The organism is Methylorubrum rhodinum (assembly GCF_014199935.1).
In the GTDB taxonomy this organism is placed as follows: domain Bacteria; phylum Pseudomonadota; class Alphaproteobacteria; order Rhizobiales; family Beijerinckiaceae; genus Methylobacterium; species Methylobacterium rhodinum.
Genome location: NZ_JACHOP010000002.1, coordinates 146,922 through 164,853, shown reverse-complemented (window position 1 = coordinate 164,853; position 17,932 = coordinate 146,922). Strand labels below are relative to the sequence as shown.

General features: G+C 70.9%; 21 protein-coding genes. 10 read left to right on the top strand and 11 right to left on the bottom strand.

From position 1 onward, the window contains the following. The first annotated feature begins 12 nt into the window (after positions 1-12). The 4 genes from HNR00_RS03065 (at position 13) to HNR00_RS03050 (ending at position 4,316) form a co-directional block, all read left to right on the top strand. Positions 13-1,023: an NAD(P)H-quinone oxidoreductase gene (locus HNR00_RS03065; RefSeq protein WP_183564708.1), complete on the top strand. Its 1,011-nt coding sequence runs from the start codon at positions 13-15 to the stop codon at positions 1,021-1,023. A gap of 289 nt (positions 1,024-1,312) precedes the next feature. Continuing rightward, positions 1,313-1,597, top strand: coding sequence for a hypothetical protein (locus HNR00_RS03060; RefSeq protein WP_183564705.1), 285 nt, complete (start codon positions 1,313-1,315; stop codon positions 1,595-1,597). Between the two features lie 36 nt (positions 1,598-1,633). After that, the gene (gene ggt, locus HNR00_RS03055; protein WP_183564702.1) at positions 1,634-3,391 is read left to right on the top strand and encodes a gamma-glutamyltransferase; all 1,758 of its coding nucleotides are present in this window, start codon (positions 1,634-1,636) and stop codon (positions 3,389-3,391) included. Positions 3,392-3,524: 133 nt separating this feature from the next. Continuing rightward, positions 3,525-4,316, top strand: coding sequence for a lysophospholipid acyltransferase family protein (locus HNR00_RS03050; protein ID WP_183564699.1), 792 nt, complete (start codon positions 3,525-3,527; stop codon positions 4,314-4,316). 111 nt (positions 4,317-4,427) lie between these two features. Here the strand turns inward: HNR00_RS03050 and metW are convergent, their stop codons facing one another. Then, on the bottom strand, positions 4,428-5,117 hold the full coding sequence (metW, locus tag HNR00_RS03045) for a methionine biosynthesis protein MetW (RefSeq protein ID WP_183565455.1): 690 nt from the start codon (positions 5,115-5,117) through the stop codon (positions 4,428-4,430). Positions 5,118-5,128: 11 nt separating this feature from the next. After that, positions 5,129-6,334 carry a homoserine O-acetyltransferase MetX gene (gene metX, locus HNR00_RS03040; RefSeq protein ID WP_183564697.1) on the bottom strand — a complete coding sequence of 402 codons (1,206 nt, stop codon included), beginning with the start codon at positions 6,332-6,334 and terminating at the stop codon, positions 5,129-5,131. A gap of 370 nt (positions 6,335-6,704) precedes the next feature. Here metX and msrB point away from each other — a divergent pair, with 370 nt between their 5' ends. Both msrB and msrA read left to right on the top strand, forming a co-directional pair. Next, on the top strand, positions 6,705-7,214 hold the full coding sequence (gene msrB / locus HNR00_RS03035) for a peptide-methionine (R)-S-oxide reductase MsrB (RefSeq protein ID WP_183564695.1): 510 nt from the start codon (positions 6,705-6,707) through the stop codon (positions 7,212-7,214). An 11-nt stretch (positions 7,215-7,225) separates the two neighbouring features. After that, positions 7,226-7,954 (top strand): peptide-methionine (S)-S-oxide reductase MsrA, encoded by a 729-nt coding sequence (msrA, locus tag HNR00_RS03030; RefSeq protein WP_183564693.1) that lies wholly within the window; start codon positions 7,226-7,228, stop codon positions 7,952-7,954. A 122-nt stretch (positions 7,955-8,076) separates the two neighbouring features. Here the strand turns inward: msrA and bfr are convergent, their stop codons facing one another. The 4 genes from bfr to HNR00_RS03010 all read right to left on the bottom strand — a co-directional run bounded on the left by bfr (position 8,077) and on the right by HNR00_RS03010 (position 11,360). After that, entirely contained in the window at positions 8,077-8,574 is a 498-nt protein-coding gene (gene bfr, locus HNR00_RS03025) for a bacterioferritin (protein ID WP_056240891.1), read from the bottom strand. 50 nt (positions 8,575-8,624) lie between these two features. Further along, positions 8,625-8,900, bottom strand: coding sequence for a (2Fe-2S)-binding protein (locus HNR00_RS03020; RefSeq protein ID WP_183564691.1), 276 nt, complete (start codon positions 8,898-8,900; stop codon positions 8,625-8,627). Positions 8,901-9,224: 324 nt separating this feature from the next. Further along, a complete protein-coding gene (locus HNR00_RS03015) occupies positions 9,225-10,088 on the bottom strand; it encodes a universal stress protein (RefSeq protein ID WP_183564689.1) in 864 nt (287 codons plus the stop codon). Between the two features lie 129 nt (positions 10,089-10,217). Beyond that, positions 10,218-11,360 carry an acyltransferase family protein gene (locus HNR00_RS03010; RefSeq protein ID WP_183564687.1) on the bottom strand — a complete coding sequence of 381 codons (1,143 nt, stop codon included), beginning with the start codon at positions 11,358-11,360 and terminating at the stop codon, positions 10,218-10,220. A 122-nt stretch (positions 11,361-11,482) separates the two neighbouring features. On the opposite strand from HNR00_RS03010, the gene HNR00_RS03005 reads away from it, so the two are divergent. Further along, positions 11,483-12,187 carry a DUF4142 domain-containing protein gene (locus HNR00_RS03005; RefSeq protein WP_183564685.1) on the top strand — a complete coding sequence of 235 codons (705 nt, stop codon included), beginning with the start codon at positions 11,483-11,485 and terminating at the stop codon, positions 12,185-12,187. A 276-nt stretch (positions 12,188-12,463) separates the two neighbouring features. Here the strand turns inward: HNR00_RS03005 and HNR00_RS03000 are convergent, their stop codons facing one another. From HNR00_RS03000 to HNR00_RS02990, 3 genes are all read right to left on the bottom strand, one after another. Continuing rightward, positions 12,464-13,147 carry a carbonic anhydrase gene (locus tag HNR00_RS03000; RefSeq protein ID WP_183564682.1) on the bottom strand — a complete coding sequence of 228 codons (684 nt, stop codon included), beginning with the start codon at positions 13,145-13,147 and terminating at the stop codon, positions 12,464-12,466. 143 nt (positions 13,148-13,290) lie between these two features. After that, positions 13,291-13,806, bottom strand: coding sequence for an NUDIX hydrolase (locus HNR00_RS02995; protein ID WP_183564679.1), 516 nt, complete (start codon positions 13,804-13,806; stop codon positions 13,291-13,293). A gap of 13 nt (positions 13,807-13,819) precedes the next feature. Further along, on the bottom strand, positions 13,820-14,605 hold the full coding sequence (locus HNR00_RS02990; protein ID WP_183564677.1) for a DUF429 domain-containing protein: 786 nt from the start codon (positions 14,603-14,605) through the stop codon (positions 13,820-13,822). 119 nt (positions 14,606-14,724) lie between these two features. Between HNR00_RS02990 and dut the strand changes: the two genes are divergently transcribed. From dut to HNR00_RS02975, 3 genes are all read left to right on the top strand, one after another. Beyond that, positions 14,725-15,201, top strand: coding sequence for a dUTP diphosphatase (gene dut, locus HNR00_RS02985; RefSeq protein WP_183564674.1), 477 nt, complete (start codon positions 14,725-14,727; stop codon positions 15,199-15,201). 103 nt (positions 15,202-15,304) lie between these two features. Next, positions 15,305-15,502 carry a hypothetical protein gene (locus HNR00_RS02980; protein WP_183564671.1) on the top strand — a complete coding sequence of 66 codons (198 nt, stop codon included), beginning with the start codon at positions 15,305-15,307 and terminating at the stop codon, positions 15,500-15,502. A 627-nt stretch (positions 15,503-16,129) separates the two neighbouring features. Further along, positions 16,130-16,759 (top strand): TetR/AcrR family transcriptional regulator, encoded by a 630-nt coding sequence (locus HNR00_RS02975; protein WP_183564667.1) that lies wholly within the window; start codon positions 16,130-16,132, stop codon positions 16,757-16,759. A gap of 186 nt (positions 16,760-16,945) precedes the next feature. On the opposite strand, the gene HNR00_RS02970 is transcribed toward HNR00_RS02975, so the two are convergent. After that, on the bottom strand, positions 16,946-17,224 hold the full coding sequence (locus tag HNR00_RS02970) for a hypothetical protein (protein WP_183564664.1): 279 nt from the start codon (positions 17,222-17,224) through the stop codon (positions 16,946-16,948). Between the two features lie 147 nt (positions 17,225-17,371). Further along, complete coding sequence (locus tag HNR00_RS02965; protein ID WP_183564661.1) at positions 17,372-17,923, bottom strand: RBBP9/YdeN family alpha/beta hydrolase; 552 nt, start codon at positions 17,921-17,923, stop codon at positions 17,372-17,374. Positions 17,924-17,932: the final 9 nt, after the last annotated feature.

Sequence of the window (17,932 nt, the reverse complement as noted above, 5' to 3'; positions counted from 1 at the left end):
AGGAGCCCGCCGATGACCCAGTCCCCGCCCGACACCATGCGCCAGATCCGCTTCGGCGGCGCGGGCGGGCCGGAGGTGATCGCGGTGGAGACGGCGCCGGTGCCGAAGCCTGAAGCCGGTCAGGTGCTGGTCGAGGTGGTGGCCGCGGGTGTCAACCGCCCCGACATCATGCAGCGCCAGGGCAGCTACCCGCCGCCGAAGGGTGCGACCGAGATCCCCGGCCTGGAGATCGCCGGCCGCATCGCCGCGCTCGGCGAGGGCGTCACCGGCTTCTCGGTGGGCGACGAGGTCTGCGCGCTGGTCATCAGCGGCGGCTACGCCGAATTCGCGGTGGCCGAGGCGGGCCAAGTGCTCAGGAAGCCGGCCTCCCTCTCGCTGACCGAGGCGGCGGGCCTGCCCGAGACCGTCTTCACCGTCTATTCCACCGTCATCCAACGCGGACGGTTGCAGAAGGGCGAGACCTTCCTGGTCCACGGCGGATCGAGCGGCATCGGCTCGACAGCGATCCAGATCGCCAAGCAGCACGGCGCCCGCGTGATCACCACGGCGGGCTCGGCCGAGAAGTGCCGGTTCTGCGAGGAGCTGGGAGCGGATGCCGCCATCAACTACCGCGAGGCCGACTTCGCCGAGGCGGTGAAGCGCCTCACCGACGGCAAGGGCGTCGACGTGATCCTCGACATGGTGGGCGCGGCCTACCTCCAGAAGAACATCGCCTCGCTCGCCGTCGAGGGCCGGCTCGTCCAGATCGCCTTCATGCAGGGCTTCAAGGCCGAGAGCCTGACGCTCACGCCCATCATGCTCAAGCGCCTGACCATCACCGGGGCGACCCTGCGGGCGCAGTCGAAGGAGGCGAAGGCGACCATCGCCGAGGGCGTGAGGAGCGAGGTCTGGCCGCTGGTCGAGGCCGGAAAGATCCGCCCCATCGTCCACGCCACCTTTCCGCTCGAAGAGGCGCGGAAGGCGCACGAGCTGATGGAGACGAGCAGCCACTCGGGCAAGATTCTGCTGACGACCGGGCGCTGAGGGCCGCCCATCCTCCCTTCGCGCCTCCCTGCGAGCAGGACGAGACGCCCCTCCTCCCCCTTGCGGGGAGGAGGTAGGAGGTGGGGGTAATTCAAGAGGCACCGCTGCGCCTCATCCTGAGCGACCCCCACCCCGAACCCCTCCCCGCAAGGGGGAGGGGCCGCGCTTGATCCGGCTTAGATGAGGGCTCGGAGAACCAGCCGTCTTCAGATAGCGACAGGAACTCTGGGCAAAGGCCGGTGTTCGTCAGAACCCGCCGCTTCCGGCGCTGGCACCCCACAGGCCCTCGATGCGTCCTCTCCCGATCGCGCTGGCGCTCGCCCTCGGTCTCTCGGCCGCGCCGGCCCTGGCGCAATCCGTCCCACGGGAAGGGACGCCCGCCGTTCCCTCCCCGCCGAGCCCGAAGGCATCCGCCACCGGAGACGCCCCCGTTACCGGTCCCGGCACCGCCGGCACCCCGAACCGGCCGGCGGTCGTCGGCGGGACGCCCGGCGCGGTGATCGGCGGGACGCCGACGAGCGGGCCGCCCGGCACCGGCGGGGCGGCCGGCGGGCCCTCGATCAGCGGGCAATAGCTGGCCGCAACCGGGGCGGGGGCTACATCGTCGGGCATGACGCTCCGCCTTCGCCTCGCCCTCGCGCTCCTCGTCCTCGCCGGCCCGGCCCGCGCGCAGCCGGACGTTACGCCGGGCTCGCTCCCCACCGCCCCCGAGCCGCCGCCGATCCAGGCGGATTCGGCGCGGCTGCTGCCGGTGCTGGCGACCCGCGGCATGGTCTCGTCGCAGGAGGCGCTGGCGACCCGCGTCGGCGTCGCGGTGCTGGAGAAGGGCGGCAACGCCATCGACGCCGCGGTGGCGGTGGGCTTCGCGCTCGCCGTCACCCTGCCGCGGGCGGGCAATCTCGGTGGCGGCGGCTTCATGATGGTGCACCGCGCCGCAAACCGCGAGACCGTGGCGATCGACTACCGCGAGACCGCGCCGGGGGCGGCCAGCGCCGACATGTTCCTCGACGCCAGGGGCGAGCCCGACAAGGCGGCTTCGACCCGCGGCGGCAAGGCGGTCGGGGTACCCGGCACGGTGCGGGGACTGGCCGAAGCGCATCGCCGCTACGGCTCGGGCAAGCTGACGCTGGCCGACCTCATCGCCCCGGCCGAAAAGCTCGCCCGCGAGGGCATCCCGGTCGAGTCGGGGCTGGCCGATTCCCTGCCGCGGGCCTCGGGCCTGCTCGGGGCGTGGCCGTCGAGCCGAAAGATCTTCTTTGAGGGCGACTACGTGCTGCCGCGCGGGGCGACGCTGCGCCAGACCGACCTCGCCGACACCCTCAAGGCTATCGCCGAGCGCGGGCCGGACGCGTTCTACGAGGGTCCGATCGCCCAGAAGATCGCGGATGCGGTGCAGGGCGCGGGCGGCATCATGACGGTGGCCGACCTCGCCGCCTACCGGCCGGAAATCCGAAAGCCGGTGCGCGGCACCTATCGCGGCTACGAGATCGTCTCGATGCCGCCGCCGAGTTCCGGCGGGGTCCACCTCATCGAGATCCTCAACGTGCTGGAGGGCTACGATCTGGCCAAACTCGGCGCCGGCAGCGCGGGCGCGCTCCATCTCATGGCGGAGGCGATGAAGCCGGCCTACGCCGACCGCGCCACGTGGCTGGGGGACCCGTCGCGCACCAAGGTCCCGGTCGCGGGCCTCACGGCGAAGCCCTACGCCGCAACCTTGCGCGAAAAAATCGACCCCGAGCGGGCCCGGCCCGCCGGGGAGGTGAAGGCCGGCGATCCGCTGCCCTACGAATCGGATCAGACCACGCACTTCTCGGTGGTGGACGCCGAGGGCAATGCGGTGTCGAACACCTACACCCTCAACTTCTCCTACGGGATCGGGCTGGTGGCCGAGGGCACGGGGGTGCTGCTCAACAACGAGATGGACGACTTCTCCGCCAAGACCGGCGCGCGCAACGCCTACGGCCTCGTCGGCGGCGAGGCGAACGCCGTGGCGCCGGGTGCCCGCCCGCTCTCCTCCATGACGCCGACCTTCGTCTTTCGCGACGGCAAGCTGTACCTCGTCACCGGCAGCCCCGGCGGCAGCCGCATCATCACCACGGTGCTGCAGGTGATCGTCAACGTGCTGGATTTCCGCCTCAACCTCGCGGAAGCCGTCGCCGCGCCGCGCATCCATCACCAGTGGCAGCCCGACATGCTGATGGTCGAGGAAGGCGTCTCGCCCGACACCCTGGCGCTGCTGCGGGCCAAGGGCCATCCGGTGAAGGTCGGATCGAGCTCGGGCTCGGCCAACTCGGTGATGGCCGAGGACGGGCTGCTGGCCGGGGCTTCCGACCCGCGCCAGCGCGGGACGCTGGCCGAGGGGCATTGAGGCCATCCGACTCTCCGCCGTCACTCCGGGGCCGCGAAGCGGAACCCGGAGGGACGGCGGTGGGGCGAAACACGCGGCGGTGGGCAAGCGCGGGCGCGCGAGCTAAAGGAGCGCCAGCCTCACCGGACCGCCGATGCTCCTCCTCCGCTCCCTCGCCTTCAACCTCTGCTTCTACGTCGCGACCGCATTGATCGCGATCGGGGGGCTGCCCGCCTTCGTCTCGCGCAAGGGCGTGATCCGGGTGGCGCAGTTCTGGGGCCGGACGATCCTGTGGCTGCTGCGGGTGGTCGGCGGCACGCGGGTCGAATTCCGAGGACTGCACAACATCCCGCCGGGGCCGCTGCTGGTCGCGGCCAAGCACCAGTCGGCCCTGGAGACGCTGGCGCTGACGACCCCGTTCGACGACTTCGCCTACGTGCTCAAGCGCGAGCTGATGTGGGTTCCGGTGGTCGGCTGGTACTTCGCCCGCGGCGGCATGGTGCCGATCGACCGCTCCAAGGGCAGCCGGGTGATGGCGGCGATGAACGCGGCGGCGATCGAGGCCATCGGCCAGGGGCGCCAGCTCATCATCTTCCCCGAGGGCACCCGCCGCCCGGCCGGCGCCCCGCCCGCCTACAAGCAGGGCGCCTCCCACCTCTACACCGCGCTGAACGTGCCCTGCCTGCCGGTGGCGCTCAACACCGGCCTCTACTGGCGCCGCCGGGGCTTTCGGCGGATGCCCGGCACCACCGTCATCGAGTTCCTGCCGGTGATCCCGCCGGGGCTGCCGCGCGTCGAGTTCCTGAACACGGTGCAGGAGCGCATCGAGACCGCCTCCGCCGCCCTTCTGGCGGAAGGCCGCGAAGACCTCGCCCGCCACGGTCATCCCGTCGCCGTGCCGGTGGGCGGCTCCGAGCCCGCGCCGGACACGTCCGGCACGCTCTGAAATCAGGGGTTCCCAAAGGGCGAGCCCTTTGGCGGGTCCAGGGTGGAACCCTGGGATGACGAAGCGGGGCCCCGCCCCGCACCCCGCCAAAGGGATGATCCCTTTGGAATCTCAGGACTTGGGGCGCCCCCGCCGCAGCAAAAACACCCCCTGCGCGCCGATCAGGTTCCAGAACCACCACGGCATCGAGAAGCGCATCGGCCGGCCGCGGGCGTCCAGCGCCGTGGCCTTCTCGATGCGGGCGCCGACGAGGCGGCACAGGCCGACGAAGTCGCGGATGGTGCAGTGATGGATGTTGGGCGTCTCGTACCACGCCTCCGGCATGATCTCGGTGACCGGCATCCGGCCGCGGAAGGCGAGTTCGGCCCGCACCCGCCAATGGCCGAAATTCGGGAAGGAGATCACCACCTGCCGTCCGATCCGCAGCAGGTGCTCCAGCACGATGCGCGGGTTGCGGGTCGCCTGGATGGTCTGGGACAGGATCACGACGTCGAAGGCGCCGTCGGGGTAGTTGGCGAGATCGGTGTCGGCGTCGCCCTGGATCACCGGCAGGCCGCGACTGAGACAGGCGTTGACGCCTTCGCGCGACAACTCGATGCCGCGCCCGTCGACCCCGCGCCGGTCGCGCAGCAGCGCCAGGAGCGAGCCGTCGCCGCAGCCGATGTCGAGGACGCGGGCGCCCGGCGGCACGAGGCCGAGCACGACGATGTGGTCGATGCGGGCGCCGGCCTCGCGGGGCAGCCCTTCGGCCGCGTCCCACGGCGCGCCGGAGGCGGCGTCGGTGAAGCGCTCCGTCTCCACGGCGGGTCCGCTCACAGGCCGCGCGCCCGCGCCGCCGCGTCGATGAAGCCTTTGGCCGCTGAGAACATCGCCGGTTCTTCGAGCAGGAAGGCGTCGTGGCCCTTGTCGCTCTCGACTTCCACGAAGGCGACGGGGGCGGCGACCGCGTTCAGCGCGTGGACGATGGCGCGGGAATCGGCGGTGGGGAACAGCCAGTCGGAGGTGAAGGACATCACGCAGAACCGGGTCTTGGAGCCGCGGAAGGCATTGGCGAGCACGCCGCCATGGTCCTCGGCGAGGTCGAAATAGTCCATCGCGCGGGTGAGGTAGAGATAGGCGTTGGCGTCGAACCGCTCGACGAAGGAGAGGCCCTGGTGGCGCAGGTAGCTCTCGATCTGGAAGTCGGCGTTGAAGGAAAAGGTCGGCGCCGCCCGGTTCTGCAGGCGGCGGCCGAACTTGCGATGCAGCGCCGGCTCCGACAGGTAGGTGATGTGCGCGCCCATCCGGGCGACGCCGAGGCCCTTGGACGGCCGGGTGCCGGCTTCCAGATAGCGGCCTTCTTCCCAAGCCGGGTCGGCCATGATGGCCTGGCGCCCGACCTCGTGGAAGGCGATGTTCTGCGCCGAATGTCGGGCGCCGGTGGCGATCGGCATCGCCGCGAAGACCCGGTCGGGGAAGAGCGAGGCCCATTGCAGCACCTGCATCCCGCCCATCGAGCCGCCGATGCAGAGGAACAGGTCGGGCACGCCGAGCCGGTCGAGCAGCATCGCCTGGGCGCGCACCATGTCGCGGACCGTCACCAGCGGGAAGTCGAGCCCGTAGGGCCGGTCGGTCGCGGGATCGAGCGAGGCCGGGCCGGTCGAGCCCATGCAGGAGCCGATGACGTTGGAGCAGACGACGAAGTAGCGGTTCGTATCGACCGGCTTGCCGGGCCCCACCAGCGTCTCCCACCATCCGGGCTTGGCGGTGACCGGATGGGGTTGCGCGAAGTACTGGTCGCCGGTGAGCGCGTGGCAGATCAGCACCGCGTTGGAGCGGTCGGCGTTCAGCGTGCCCGCGGTCTGGTAGGCGATCTGGAACGGGCCGAGGCGAGCGCCGGAATCCATCGCCAGCGGCTCGTCGTTCGAGAAGCGCATCACCGGGCTGCGCGGGTCGGAGGCCGGCGAGGCCTCGTAGCCGGCGCGGCGCGCGTCCTCGCGCAGGGCCGTCTCGGCATCGGGAGTGAGGGTCGAATCCATCGCGGGTCCCGGGTGGCCGATCGGCCCTCGCTGTCTCTCGGGAAACGCCCGCCGCGCCACGCCGCCGGAGAGGCGGCCCCGGTGGACGGGGAAGTCTCGTGAAGCCGGTTCGGCCTGCCGCCCCGTCCCCGGAACGGCGGAGCGCTTCCGCGAGGCCACCTCGGCCGGCCGACAGCAGGAGGTAATGTGCAGGCCCGTCAGCGTCAACGCAGCGGTGCAGGGCTAAGCGCGGAGCCATGCGGCGGATGGTCCCCGCGGCGCACGGGCGGATTCCGTGCTATCCGATTGCGCGCGATCGAAACACCCGGCGTAACCGCCGGCCCGGCCCCGGCGAAGTCCGTTGGGTGAGCCCCGTGATCGGAGACCCCGCATGAACCGCCGTCAAACCCTGTGTGCCGGCGCCTCGTTCCTCGGCCTGCTCGCCGCCTCGCGCCTCGCCGGACCGGCTTCGGCCCAGGCCGGGAAGACGTTCGAGGTGACGAAGACCGAGGCCGAGTGGCGCCGGATTCTCAGCCCTGCCGCCTACACGGTGCTGCGCGAGCACGGTACCGAGCGGGCCGGCACCAGCCCCCTGAACAAGGAGAAGCGGGCCGGGCGCTTCGTGTGTGCCGGCTGCGACCTGCCGCTGTTCGCCTCCGAGACCAAGTTCGAGAGCGGCACCGGCTGGCCGAGTTTCTATCAGCCGCTTCCCGAGGCGATCGGCACGCAGACCGACACCGCCTACGGCATGCGCCGCACCGAGGTGCATTGCCGCCGCTGCGGCGGCCATCTCGGCCACGTCTTCGAGGACGGGCCGCGTCCCACGGGCCTGCGCTACTGCATGAACGGCGTGGCCCTGCGCTTCGAGCCCGCCGCCGACCAGAAGGGAGCCGCGTTATGACCCAAGAAGTGATGCCTGACACCGCGCGCCGTCCGCATTCCCTGAAGACGATGCTGATCGGCGGCCTCGCCGGGCTCGGTCTGCTGGCCGGTGCTCTTCTGCCGCTGGCGCCGGTCTCCGCCGAGGAGGCCGGGCGGCGCCTGCCCGACGCCACCGAGCGGGCGCAGGAAGGCTCCGGCCTGCGCACCGCGACGCTGGCCGGCGGCTGCTTCTGGGGCGTGCAGGGCGTGTTCCAGCACGTGAAGGGCGTCCGCCAAGCCGTCTCCGGTTACGCCGGCGGCACCAAGGCCAGCGCCACCTACGACGCGGTCGGCACCGGCCGCACGGGCCACGCCGAAGCGGTCAGGATCACCTACGATCCGGCGGTGATCCGCTACGACGAGCTGCTGCAGATCTTCTTCTCGGTGGCGCTGGACCCGACCCAGGTGAACCGCCAGGGCCCGGACACCGGCCCGCAATACCGCTCCGCCGTCTTCCCGGCGGATGCCGAGCAGGCGCGGGTGGCCAAGGCCTATATCGGCCAGTTGGATGCCGGAAAGGCGTTCTCGCGCCCCATCGCCACGACGATCGAACAGGGCGCCTTCTTCCCGGCGGAGGACTATCATCAGGACTACATGACCCTGCATCCGAACAACGGCTACATCGTCACCAACGACGCGCCGAAGCTGCAGGATCTGAAGACGCTCTTCCCCGAGCGGGCGAACGCGAAGCCGGTGCTGGTGGGGAAGTCGAAGGCGTGAGCAGCATTCTCCTCCCCCCTGCGGGGAGGAGGTAGGAGGTGGTGCAGAAGGAATCGCAACGGTGCCTTCTGGCCGACCCCCACCCCTGACCCCTCCCCGCAAGGGGGAGGGGAAGGTGGTGCTTAGTCCTTCTCGGGCTCGATCTGCTGCAGACCGCCGATGTGGCGCTGGGCGTAGAGCGGCAGGCCGATCTGGCCGATGAGGTCGAGCTGCGTCTCGAGGAAATCGATATGGCCCTCCTCGTCGGCGGCCAGCTCCTCGAACAGGATCTTGGTGACGCGGTCGTTGATCGAGTCGCAGTACTTGGCGGCCTCGAGGTAGAGCGCGCGGGCCTCGTTCTCGGCCGCGAGATCGCACTCGATGATCTCCTGGACGTTCTGCCCGATCTTCAGCGGGTCGAGCTCCTGGAGGTTCGGGAAGCCGTCGAGGAACAGGATCCGGTCGATGAACCGATCCGCGTGGTTCATCTCCTCGATCGATTCCTTGCGCCAGAACTTGGCGAGGTCGACGTAGCCCCAATCGTTCAGCAGGCGGAAGTGGAGCCAGTACTGGCTGACCGCGGTCAGCTCGCTGCGCAGGCCCCGGTTCAGATATTCGATGACCTTCGCGTCACCCTTCATCGGCCCGTACTCCTCAGTAGCGAGGCGTCGGGACGAACGGTCGATCCGTCTCAGGCAGCGACGCCCTCTGGCTCCCTTGTAGTTTGGAACGATCCCAAACTGCAAGCCGCTTCGCAGCCGGTGGTGCAGGCGTGGGCCGCATGAGTCTCGGCCTCCGCCAGCGCGTTGCGCAGGATGCCGCGGATGGTGCGGGCGCAGCGCCCGCATTTCGCGCTGCAGCCGAGGCAGCCGTAGACCTGGGCCGGCGTGCGGGGACAGCCGGGGCCCGGCTGCAGGCACGCACGGACCTGTCCGTCGGAGAGGACGTTGCAAGAGCAGACGATCATGCGGGGATCGCGAACCTGTCGTGCCTGTCGGGTTCCGCCGGGGGACGGCGGTGTCTTGAGCCTTCCCGATCATCCCATCCCGCGGCGCCACCGGAAGCCGGCTTTGAAACGCCCGTAGATTAGAATGATTGAAAAGTTCAAGCTTTTCAGGACTTTAGCGGGCAGGCTCGGGCTTGGCAACTCCTCGTGCGCGCAATCGAACGCGGCACGAGCCATCGCGATCGTGGCCGCCACGAAGCGGCCGCAACTGGGGCAATGCGGTTCGATGACATACCATCAAGGACTTGGCGGGCGCGGCTGATACGACGGTTCGGGCGCGCCGCCTCAATGTGCCATCAGCACCGGCACCTTCGCCTGCGACAGGATGTGGCTCGTGGGCCCGCCGAAAATCATCTGGCGCAGGCGGCTCTGGGTGTAGGCGCCCTTGATCAGGAGATCGCAGCCGGTGCTCTCGGCGGTGTCGAGGTAGAGTTCGCCCGGCGTGCGGCGCCCGGCGAGCAACTCCTTGTGCGAGGCCTCGATGCCTTCGGCGGCGAGCGAGCGGGCCACGTCCTCGGCGCTGGGGCCCGGCACCATGCCGCCCTCGGCGCTGAGCACGAGGATGCGCCGGGCGCGGCGCAGGAACGGCATGGCGAAGGCGATAGCCCGCGCCGTCTCGGTCGAGCCGTTCCAGGCGATCAGGATCGATTCGCCGAGGCAATCCGGAGCCTCGGGCGGGGCCAGCAGGATCGGCCGCCCGCTCTCGAACAGCGCGGTCTCGAACGTGGTCATGCGCGGCGCGCCGTCCTCCGGACCCGGCCGCCCGACCACGGTGGCCGCGAACAGGCGGGCATACTGGCCGAGGAAGGCGTCGCCCGGCGGCACGTCCGGCCGCCAGCGGTAGCGCGGGCCGGCATTGGCCGCCGCGTCCGGCGAGCAGGCGGCGCCGAACTCGCGGCGCGGCAGGCCGGCGGCCTCCATCGCGGCGACGAAGCGGGCGCCGGCATCCTGCGCCTCGGCCTGGTCGGCCTCCTCGTCGCGCAGCCACGTCATGCCGCCGACCATGTCGACGGGAACGTACTCGGCGAGCGCGGGGCGCAGCGCGATACCCTCGATCACGCTGCCGAAGCGGCGCGCCACGAGCACCGCGGTCGCGAACACGGAGGGCAGCGCGTCGTGCAGCGTGACCGGAACGAGCAGGGTCTTCATGGCCAACCTCCTCGAACAAGTTCTTTGTGACTGTGCGGCGCGGGCCGCAGGATCGAAGCATCGGAGGCTAGAGCGAAACGGTCTCCCGGAAAACCGGGCCCATCGCCGCCGTCCCCGATGATGATGGGTCTATGTGTCCGACCCGACGGCTTTTTTTGCGGATCCGTCCGGGTCGAGCCGGGCGCGGACCCACCGGGTCAGCGGGCGCTCGACGAGGGCGTAGGCGACGAGCGCGACCGGCACGGTGAAGGCGACCATCAGGGCGAGGCTCGGCCAGGGTCCGAGCCAAGCGGCGAGACCGGTGCGCGCCAGGGCTTCGCGGACGGCCCGCAGCCCGAAGGGATGCAGCAGGTAGAGGGCGTAGGAGGCATCCCCCAGCCGCGCCGCGAATGAGGCCGCGACGGACAGCGCCCGCACCCCGAACGCGCTGCCCCGGGGACCGGGCCGGTCCCGCCCGAGCACCGCCGCCGCCACGAGCAGGGCCGCCGGGCCGCCCCAGTCCAGCGGGCGCAGGGCCGGCTCTGCGGGCGCGGCGGCGAGCAGCGCGAGGCCCGACGCGGCCAGGGCGAGGCGGGCCGGCGTGCCGAGGCGCAGGCCGTCCGCCCGCGCCAGCGCGAGCCCGGCGCCGAGGACGAATTCGAGGACGATCGGGTCGCCCCAGAAGGCGAGGGGCACGGGCGGAGCCGGCACGAGGCGGGCGGCGAGCACGAGCGCGCCGAGCGCCAGCGCGATCCAGGCGACGGCCCCGCGCCGCCCGAACCCGAGGCCCAGGGCGAACAGGGCGTAGAAGGCCATCTCGTAGTTGAGCGTCCAGCCGAGCCCGTAGAGCGGCAGCACGCTCCCGTCGGGCCGCGCCGTCGGCACGAACAGGAACGAGGCGAGGATGGCCCCCGCATCCGGCCCGCCGCCCTGCCCGCCGAGGACGGACGGCGCCGCGAGGCCGAGGGCGAGATAGGCCGCGCTCACCAGCCAGTAGAGCGGAACCAGCCGGGCGATCCGGTGCGCCGCGAAGCGTCGGCGCCCGTCCGCGCGCCCGTAGAACGGGGCGGAGGCGTGAACGATGATGAAGCCGGAGATGACGAAGAACACGTCGACGCCCGCCGGCCAGGGCAGCCATGCGGCCGGAGCGAAGGCGGCACCGGTGCGCGCGGCGAGGAGCGCCGCCTCGTGCTGGGCGTGATGCACCACGACGAGCCCCGCCGCGACGGCGCGCAGGATCTGGACGAGGACGAGCTTGTCCGTCTGCGCGGGCTGCGAATCTCGCGATGTCAAGGTGAGGGAACCATGGCGGAGGGGAATCGTTGACCGGCTGAAGTCGATATCGCGGCCTCGACCGGTGCATCCGGTCCATGGGGCCAGTTCCTATGTCGATTGCTCCTTATCAGAGGTACAGTATGCTGAAGAAATACGCTGTCGCGTCCGCTCTCGTCGCCGTCATGGCCACGCCCGCCTTCGCTCAGGGCATGGGCGATTTCCGCATGGACGCGCTGCAGGCCAACTCGTTCGAGATTCAGTCCAGCCAGATCGCCCTGCAGAAGAGCCGCAACCCGGCCGTGCGCGCCTTCGCCAAGGAAGCCATCCGCGACCATCACGCCGCGGCCGTGGCCCTGACCGGCGGCGGACGCGACGCCGTGGCGGGTGGCATCGGCGGGCCGATCGGCGGCCTGATCGAGGCTCCGCTCCAAGTGGCGGGCGGCGCGGTCGGCGCGGCCACGGGGGCAGCGGTCGGCGTCGTCGGCGGCACGCTCCAGGGCGGCCCGGTCGGCGGCCTCGAAGGCGCCGGCACGGGTGCCGCGCGCGGCGCGGCGGCCGGAACCCGGGCATTCGACGTCGACACCACCGCGGGCACCGGCCTCGGCGGTCGCTTGAACCCGCAGCAGCAGCAGATGCTCGCCGAGCTGTCCGCCACCCCGGCCGGCCCGCAGTTCGACCGCCTCTACGGCCGCCAGCAGGTGATGTCGCATCAGATGTCGCTTCAGATGCACCAGTCCTACGCCCAGTCCGGCCCCAACCCGGCCCTGCGCAACTATGCCCAGCAGGCCGTGCCGGTGCTGCAGCAGCATTACGCGATGGCCCAGCGCCTGCCGGGCGCCCGCTGAGCCGCCTAGACGACTGAGTCGGTCATGAAAGAGCGGCGGGCCGAGTGGCCCGCCGCTTTTTTTATTCTCTCCCGCATCGGTCGGCTTTCCCTCTCCCCGCACGCACCTCGTCGTGCCTGCGGAAAGCGGCGAAGCCGAAGCGGCAATGAGGGGGACCCGATGGAAGAGGCTCCTTCGAAGCCCCTCACCTTCGGCTGCCGCTTCGCGTCGGCGGCGACAGGGTCGCCGAAGCCCTCTCCCCGCGTGCGGAGAGAGGGGGATGCGCGGATGACCGGATCAGCTGCAGTGGATCAGCGCGGAGGGAGCCAGGCTCTGGCCGTCGCGGGCGAGGACGGAGTGGAACTCGCCGGTCTTCGGGTCGCGGATGCGCAGTTCGCCGGTGGCGATGCCGAAATGCGCCCCGTGCAGGTGGAGCCGGCCGGCCTCGACCGCCTCGCGCACGAAGTCGAACGTCATCAGGTTCTCGAGGCTCTGGCCGATCATCGCGTATTCGAGCCGGGTGAGGTAGTCGTCCTTGTCCTTGTGGTCGCCCTCCGCCGCGAGCTTCGCCTTGGCCGGCTCCACCAGCGAGACCCAGTTGCCGATGTAGTTGCCGCTCGACAGCGGGTCCGAGCCGAGGCCGGCGGCCTTGATGCCGCCGCAGGTGGCGTGGCCCATCACGACGATGTGCTTCACCTTGAGGGCGACCACCGCGAATTCAAGCGCCGAGGACGTGCCGTGATGGCTCTCGCCCTTGTTGTCCTCGGCGGGCGGGACGATGTTGGCGACGTTGCGGATCGTGAAGATCTGGCCGGGCCCGGTGTCGAAGATCACCTCCGGGGCCACGCGGCTGTCGCAGCAGCCGATCAGCAGCACGTCCGGTTCCTGGCCGGCGCCCAGGGCTTCGTACTTGCGCCGCTCGTTCGGCAGGCGCTCACCGAGGAAGGTCTTGTAGCCTTCCGTCAGAACCTCAGGAAACATCGTGTCGCTCTCCGGTTATGGTCGGGTGCGGCAGCGCACGTGCGGCCCCCGATCGACCTTCCGAGCGTCGGACGGGGCGCGCCGCATCGCGCGTCGCCTCTGGCGGCATGACCCCGCGGCCGGTGGCGTCACCGGCCGCGCCGTCACGCGTTGCGCCAATTTAAACGCACAGGCGTGCCCGGAACGTCCCCGGTCACGATTTGTTGCGCCAGAATCGCGAGGCCGGCGGGCTCGACCCGCTCGGCGCTCGCGGCAAGTGCGTCAAGGCACCACCAGCGGGTGCCGCGGACCGGATTGTCCTCGGTCTCGGCGAGCCGGCGCGTGTCGATCACGTCGCTCGGCAGCCGCACCACGAAGTAGCGCTCGCGGGCGTAGCGCGGCTTGCGGAACAGGTGGAACGGCCCGTCGCAGACCGCGACCAGCGGACCGAGTTCGACGTCCGCGACGCCGATCTCTTCGGACAATTCGCGACGGCAGGCCTCCTCGTGGGTCTCGCCGGGCTCCAGGCCGCCGCCGGGCATGAACCAGAAGCCGCGCGCGTCGGGCTTGTCCGGATCGATCGGGCGCAAGGCCTCGTACTCGATGAGGAGCAGGCGCCCGGCCGGGTCGAACACCAGGGCACGGGCGACGTCGCGGGTCGGCAGCTCTGAATCGCTCATGGCTCAAGGCCTATCAGCAATCCGGGCCGCCTCCGAGCCCCGCTTCCAGTCCCTTTTCCAGCCCCTTTTCCAGTCCCTTGGCCGGCGCCCAGATCACCACCGGCAGCCCCTCCGCGTCGTGCTCGAAGTCCGGCGGCAGCGCCACGGCGCGATGCTCGGCGATGTCGCGGGCGACGACGAGGGCGGCCATGGCGTCGAGATGGTCGTCCGCTGCGACGCCCCGCGGCGGGGCCGAGGCGACGAGGGCGGGCGGCAACCCGGCAACTTCCAGCAGCATCCGGCGCTCGGCGAGCCCGGCCGCCTCGCGCTTGCCGGCCCGCAGCGGCCGGTCGCCGTTGAGGCGGAAGAAGGCGACCTCCGGATGCACCTCGTGCACCCGCGTCCGGAGGGCCGGCTCCGCCCGCAGCAGCGTGTCCACCTCCTTGATATACCGAAAAATATTCCAGCACTGGAGCGAGGGGGCGAAGGGCGGCTCGGAGCGTTCGCGCGAGAGCGCCTTGGCCGCCGCGTAATCCGCCGCGTAGACCGCGGCGCGGGGCGGCACCGGGAAGACGCTGGTGCGCTTTCGACCCAGCAGCGCCCGCGCGGCGTTGTCGGCGGTGCGGCCCTTGTCGCGGATGCGCTCGGGCAGGCCGATCGGCACGTCGATGCCGACGATCTCGGGCGCCTCCGGCGCATCGAGCCCGTCGCGGACGCTTGCGAAGCGGGCGGTGCGCCAGCGCTCGGGATCGTCGCGGTCCATCAGCACGCCGGCCCAGGCGCCGCGGCACCCGTCCAGTCCCGCGATCCAGCGCGCCATTCCCCATCCTCGATTGCCTCGCCGCCCGGCGTCGACCAGAGTCGCATCGGATCCTGGATCGTACGAGGCCGCCGCTTGCGCGAGGATGCGACGAAACGGTTTTTCGCGAAGGCCCCGCGATGAGGGTGGGGCTGCGCATCCTCGATCCCCGCCTCTCGGGCTGGGGCTTTCCCCGCTGGGGCAGTCCCGGCTCGGCGGGGCTCGATCTCCATGCCTGCCTCGACGCGCCGCTGCTGCTGGCGCCGCAGGCCCCACCGGTGCTGATCCCGGCCGGGCTCTCGGTGCGGATCGGCAATCCCGATTGGTGCGGGCTGGTCTATCCCCGTTCCGGGCGGGGCCATCGCGACGGCCTCGTGCTCGGCAACGGCACGGGAGTGATCGATGCGGATTACGAGGGTCCGCTCCTGATCTCCGCCTGGAACCGCAATCCGGCGGGCGCGCCGATCGGCATCGAGCCGGGCGAGCGCATCGCGCAGATCGTGTTCACCCGGATCGTGCGGCCGGACTTCGAACTGATCGAGGAGCCGGTCGCCGATGAAGGCGACGGCGTCGGCCGGCGCGGGCAGGGCGGCTTCGGCTCGACGGGATCGCGCTGACGACGATAAGCTTGACCATATAAAGACTTAGTGCTCGTCCCGGCGAACTTTCCGCTGCCTCGTCCGTTGGTCCGGTCGATCCCCGAGCCCCGGACGAGACGCCATGGCCGCCCACGAGATCCTCGGCTATTTCGAGCACCGCACCGACGGTGCTTGGATCTGCGTGAAGCCGTTCACGCTCAACACCCGGTCGAGCCGGATCGACATCCGCCGGGGCCAGCGCTTCGAGTACGGGCGCCGTGTCGGCGGCCTCGATCTCGCGGAGTATCTGGAACAGCTCGGCTCGCAGTTCGGCTCCTGAAGCGACGCCATCGGATCGATCCGCAGGATGCGCTCCGGCACGACGTCGTCCATCTCGGCGACCTTCATGACGCTCACGGCCTGACAGGGCAATCGCTTGAAGCGATTGCCCTGGTTTGTTGACTTGCCTCAGTCGCCGGCGCCCGCCTCCGCGGGCTTAGGCTTTCGCTCCGCTCGACGCTTTTCAGGACACATGTCCTGAAAAGCCCGCTCCGCGCGGCGCTCTTCGCGCCGCGAAGCCGCGTAGGCGGCTTCGAGCGATTGCCCTACACGGCCTGACCGGCATCGTTGACGAGGATGTCGAGGGGCCCGAGGCTCCGCTCGGCGCATGCGAAGCGCTCGGCGCCCGCCCGCCGATGCCCGCATCCGCGCCGGTGATCGGCGCACGGCCGTCGAACTTCATGGCATTCCCCTGGAATTTCCTTGCCCATGGCCAGGGTGGTCTGTCAGGGGATGGAGGCGGCCCGTCGTGGGGCAAATCGGCCACACCGCGCAGGGATGTTCCCGTCGCGCCGCCTGTTCCGGGAACGGATCGCCGGCTACGCGACTTGGAGTGTGGCCCGCTATCCGTCAGGTAGCTGCCACTCTTTTTGACGCCACCAAGCGCGAGGCCTAGGTACTCACGATAATGTCCGCCGCCACGGCCCACCTCATCCCGCTCCCCGCCGAGGAGACCACGCCGACGACCCGCGACCGGATCGTGGAGGTGGCGGCCCGATCATTCCGGGAGATCGGCTACCAGAAGACCACGGTCGCCGACATCGCCCGGACCCTCAAGATGAGCCCGGCCAACGTCTACCGTTTCTTCGATTCCAAGAAGGCGATCAACGAGGCCGTGGTCGAGCGGGTGACCGGCGAGATCGAGGCGATGATCGCGGCGATCGCCACCGCGCCGCGGCTCGACGCGCCGGAGCGGCTCACGCGCATCGTCACGGCCCTGCACAACGATTGCCGCCGCCGCTGGGAGGCGCATCCGCGGGTCCACGAGATGGTCGAGGCGGCGATGAGCGAGAGCTGGTCGGTCTGCCAGGCGCATGTCGACCGTATCGAGGCGGTGTTCGAGCGCGTGGTCGAGGACGGCGTGCGCGAGGGCCACTTCGCCGTCGCCGACCCGAAGGCGGTCGCCGCCTGCCTCCATGCCGCGATCGTGCGCTACTGCCATCCGCTGTTGGTGAGCCGGCAACAGGACACGGCGCTGCCGCCGCTTCCAACGATGATCGCCTTCCTGCTCGGCGCCCTCAAGGCCGCCGACTTGTAGCCTCCCGCATCGTTGCCGGGTGACCCGCTCGGCTTCCGTCGCCCGAGCGTCCGGTCGAGGCTGTCGTCGTCGCGCCTTGCAGGACCGTCCCGGGGACGCGTGCCGCGATCGACGAGCCGTGATCCCATGAAAAACCTCCCGGAAATCGCTCCCGGGAGGCTTGTCTCGAACCTCGCGCGGTGCGGCTTACTGCGCCTTGTTCTGCGAGGGCTGCGGATAGGCTGGATTCTCGGCCGGGACATTGCCGCTGTTGGAGGACGGGGCCTTGTTGACCGAGCCCGTCGTGATCTCGCGGGCCGAGTCCTGGCTCTTGCCGGCGTAGTCGGCGGGAGACTCGGCGCGGTTCCAGCTCAGCAGGCCGACGGTGGCGACGGCGAGCAGGATCAGGCTGGCGACCAGCACGTAGAGGACGGGCTTGCCCTTCTCGCCCTGGCGGGCCTCGGTGGGATTCTCGATCGGGGCCATGAAGTTCCTCTCTCGGACGCCCGATGCCATCGGGCGCCTGCGGTGTGACGGGGATATGCCTCGCCAACGCCGCGCCCGCCGGGGATGTTCCTGGCGGCCAAGTCCGGCACCGAGCAGGCCAAGCGCCCATAGATCGACGCGCGCCCGTCAGAGCCCCTTCATGAAGCCCGCGAGCCGCATCAGGCCCTCGGGCCAGGGGCCGTGCCCGCTCGCCACGTTGATGTGGCCGGATTCGCCCGCATCGACCAGAGCCGAGCCCCAGGCATAGGCGTAGTCCTCGGCCCGCTCGTAGGTGCAGTGCGGGTCGGTGCGGCTCGCCACCAGCAGCGAGGGGAAGGGCAGCGGATCGCGCGGCACGGGGGCGAAGGCGCGCACGCTGTCGGGCAGGTCCGCCCCCGCCTCGATGTCGGGGAAGGCCACGAGCAGCGCGCCGCGCACGACTCTTGGCGGGAAGCGGGGGGCGGCCTCCACCGCGGCGACCACGCCGAGGCTGTGGGCGATCAGGATCACGGGCCGGCGCGCCGCCTCCACCGCCTCGACGATGCGCGCGCGCCAGGATTCCGGATCGGGCCGGTGCCAGTCCGCCTGCTCGACCACCCGCGCCGTCCGGAGGCGCCCGGCCCAGCGGCTCTGCCAGTGCTCCGCCTCGGAGCCGGCATAGCCCGGCAGGATCAGGATGTCGCAGTCGGCTGTCTTCATGATGGGCCT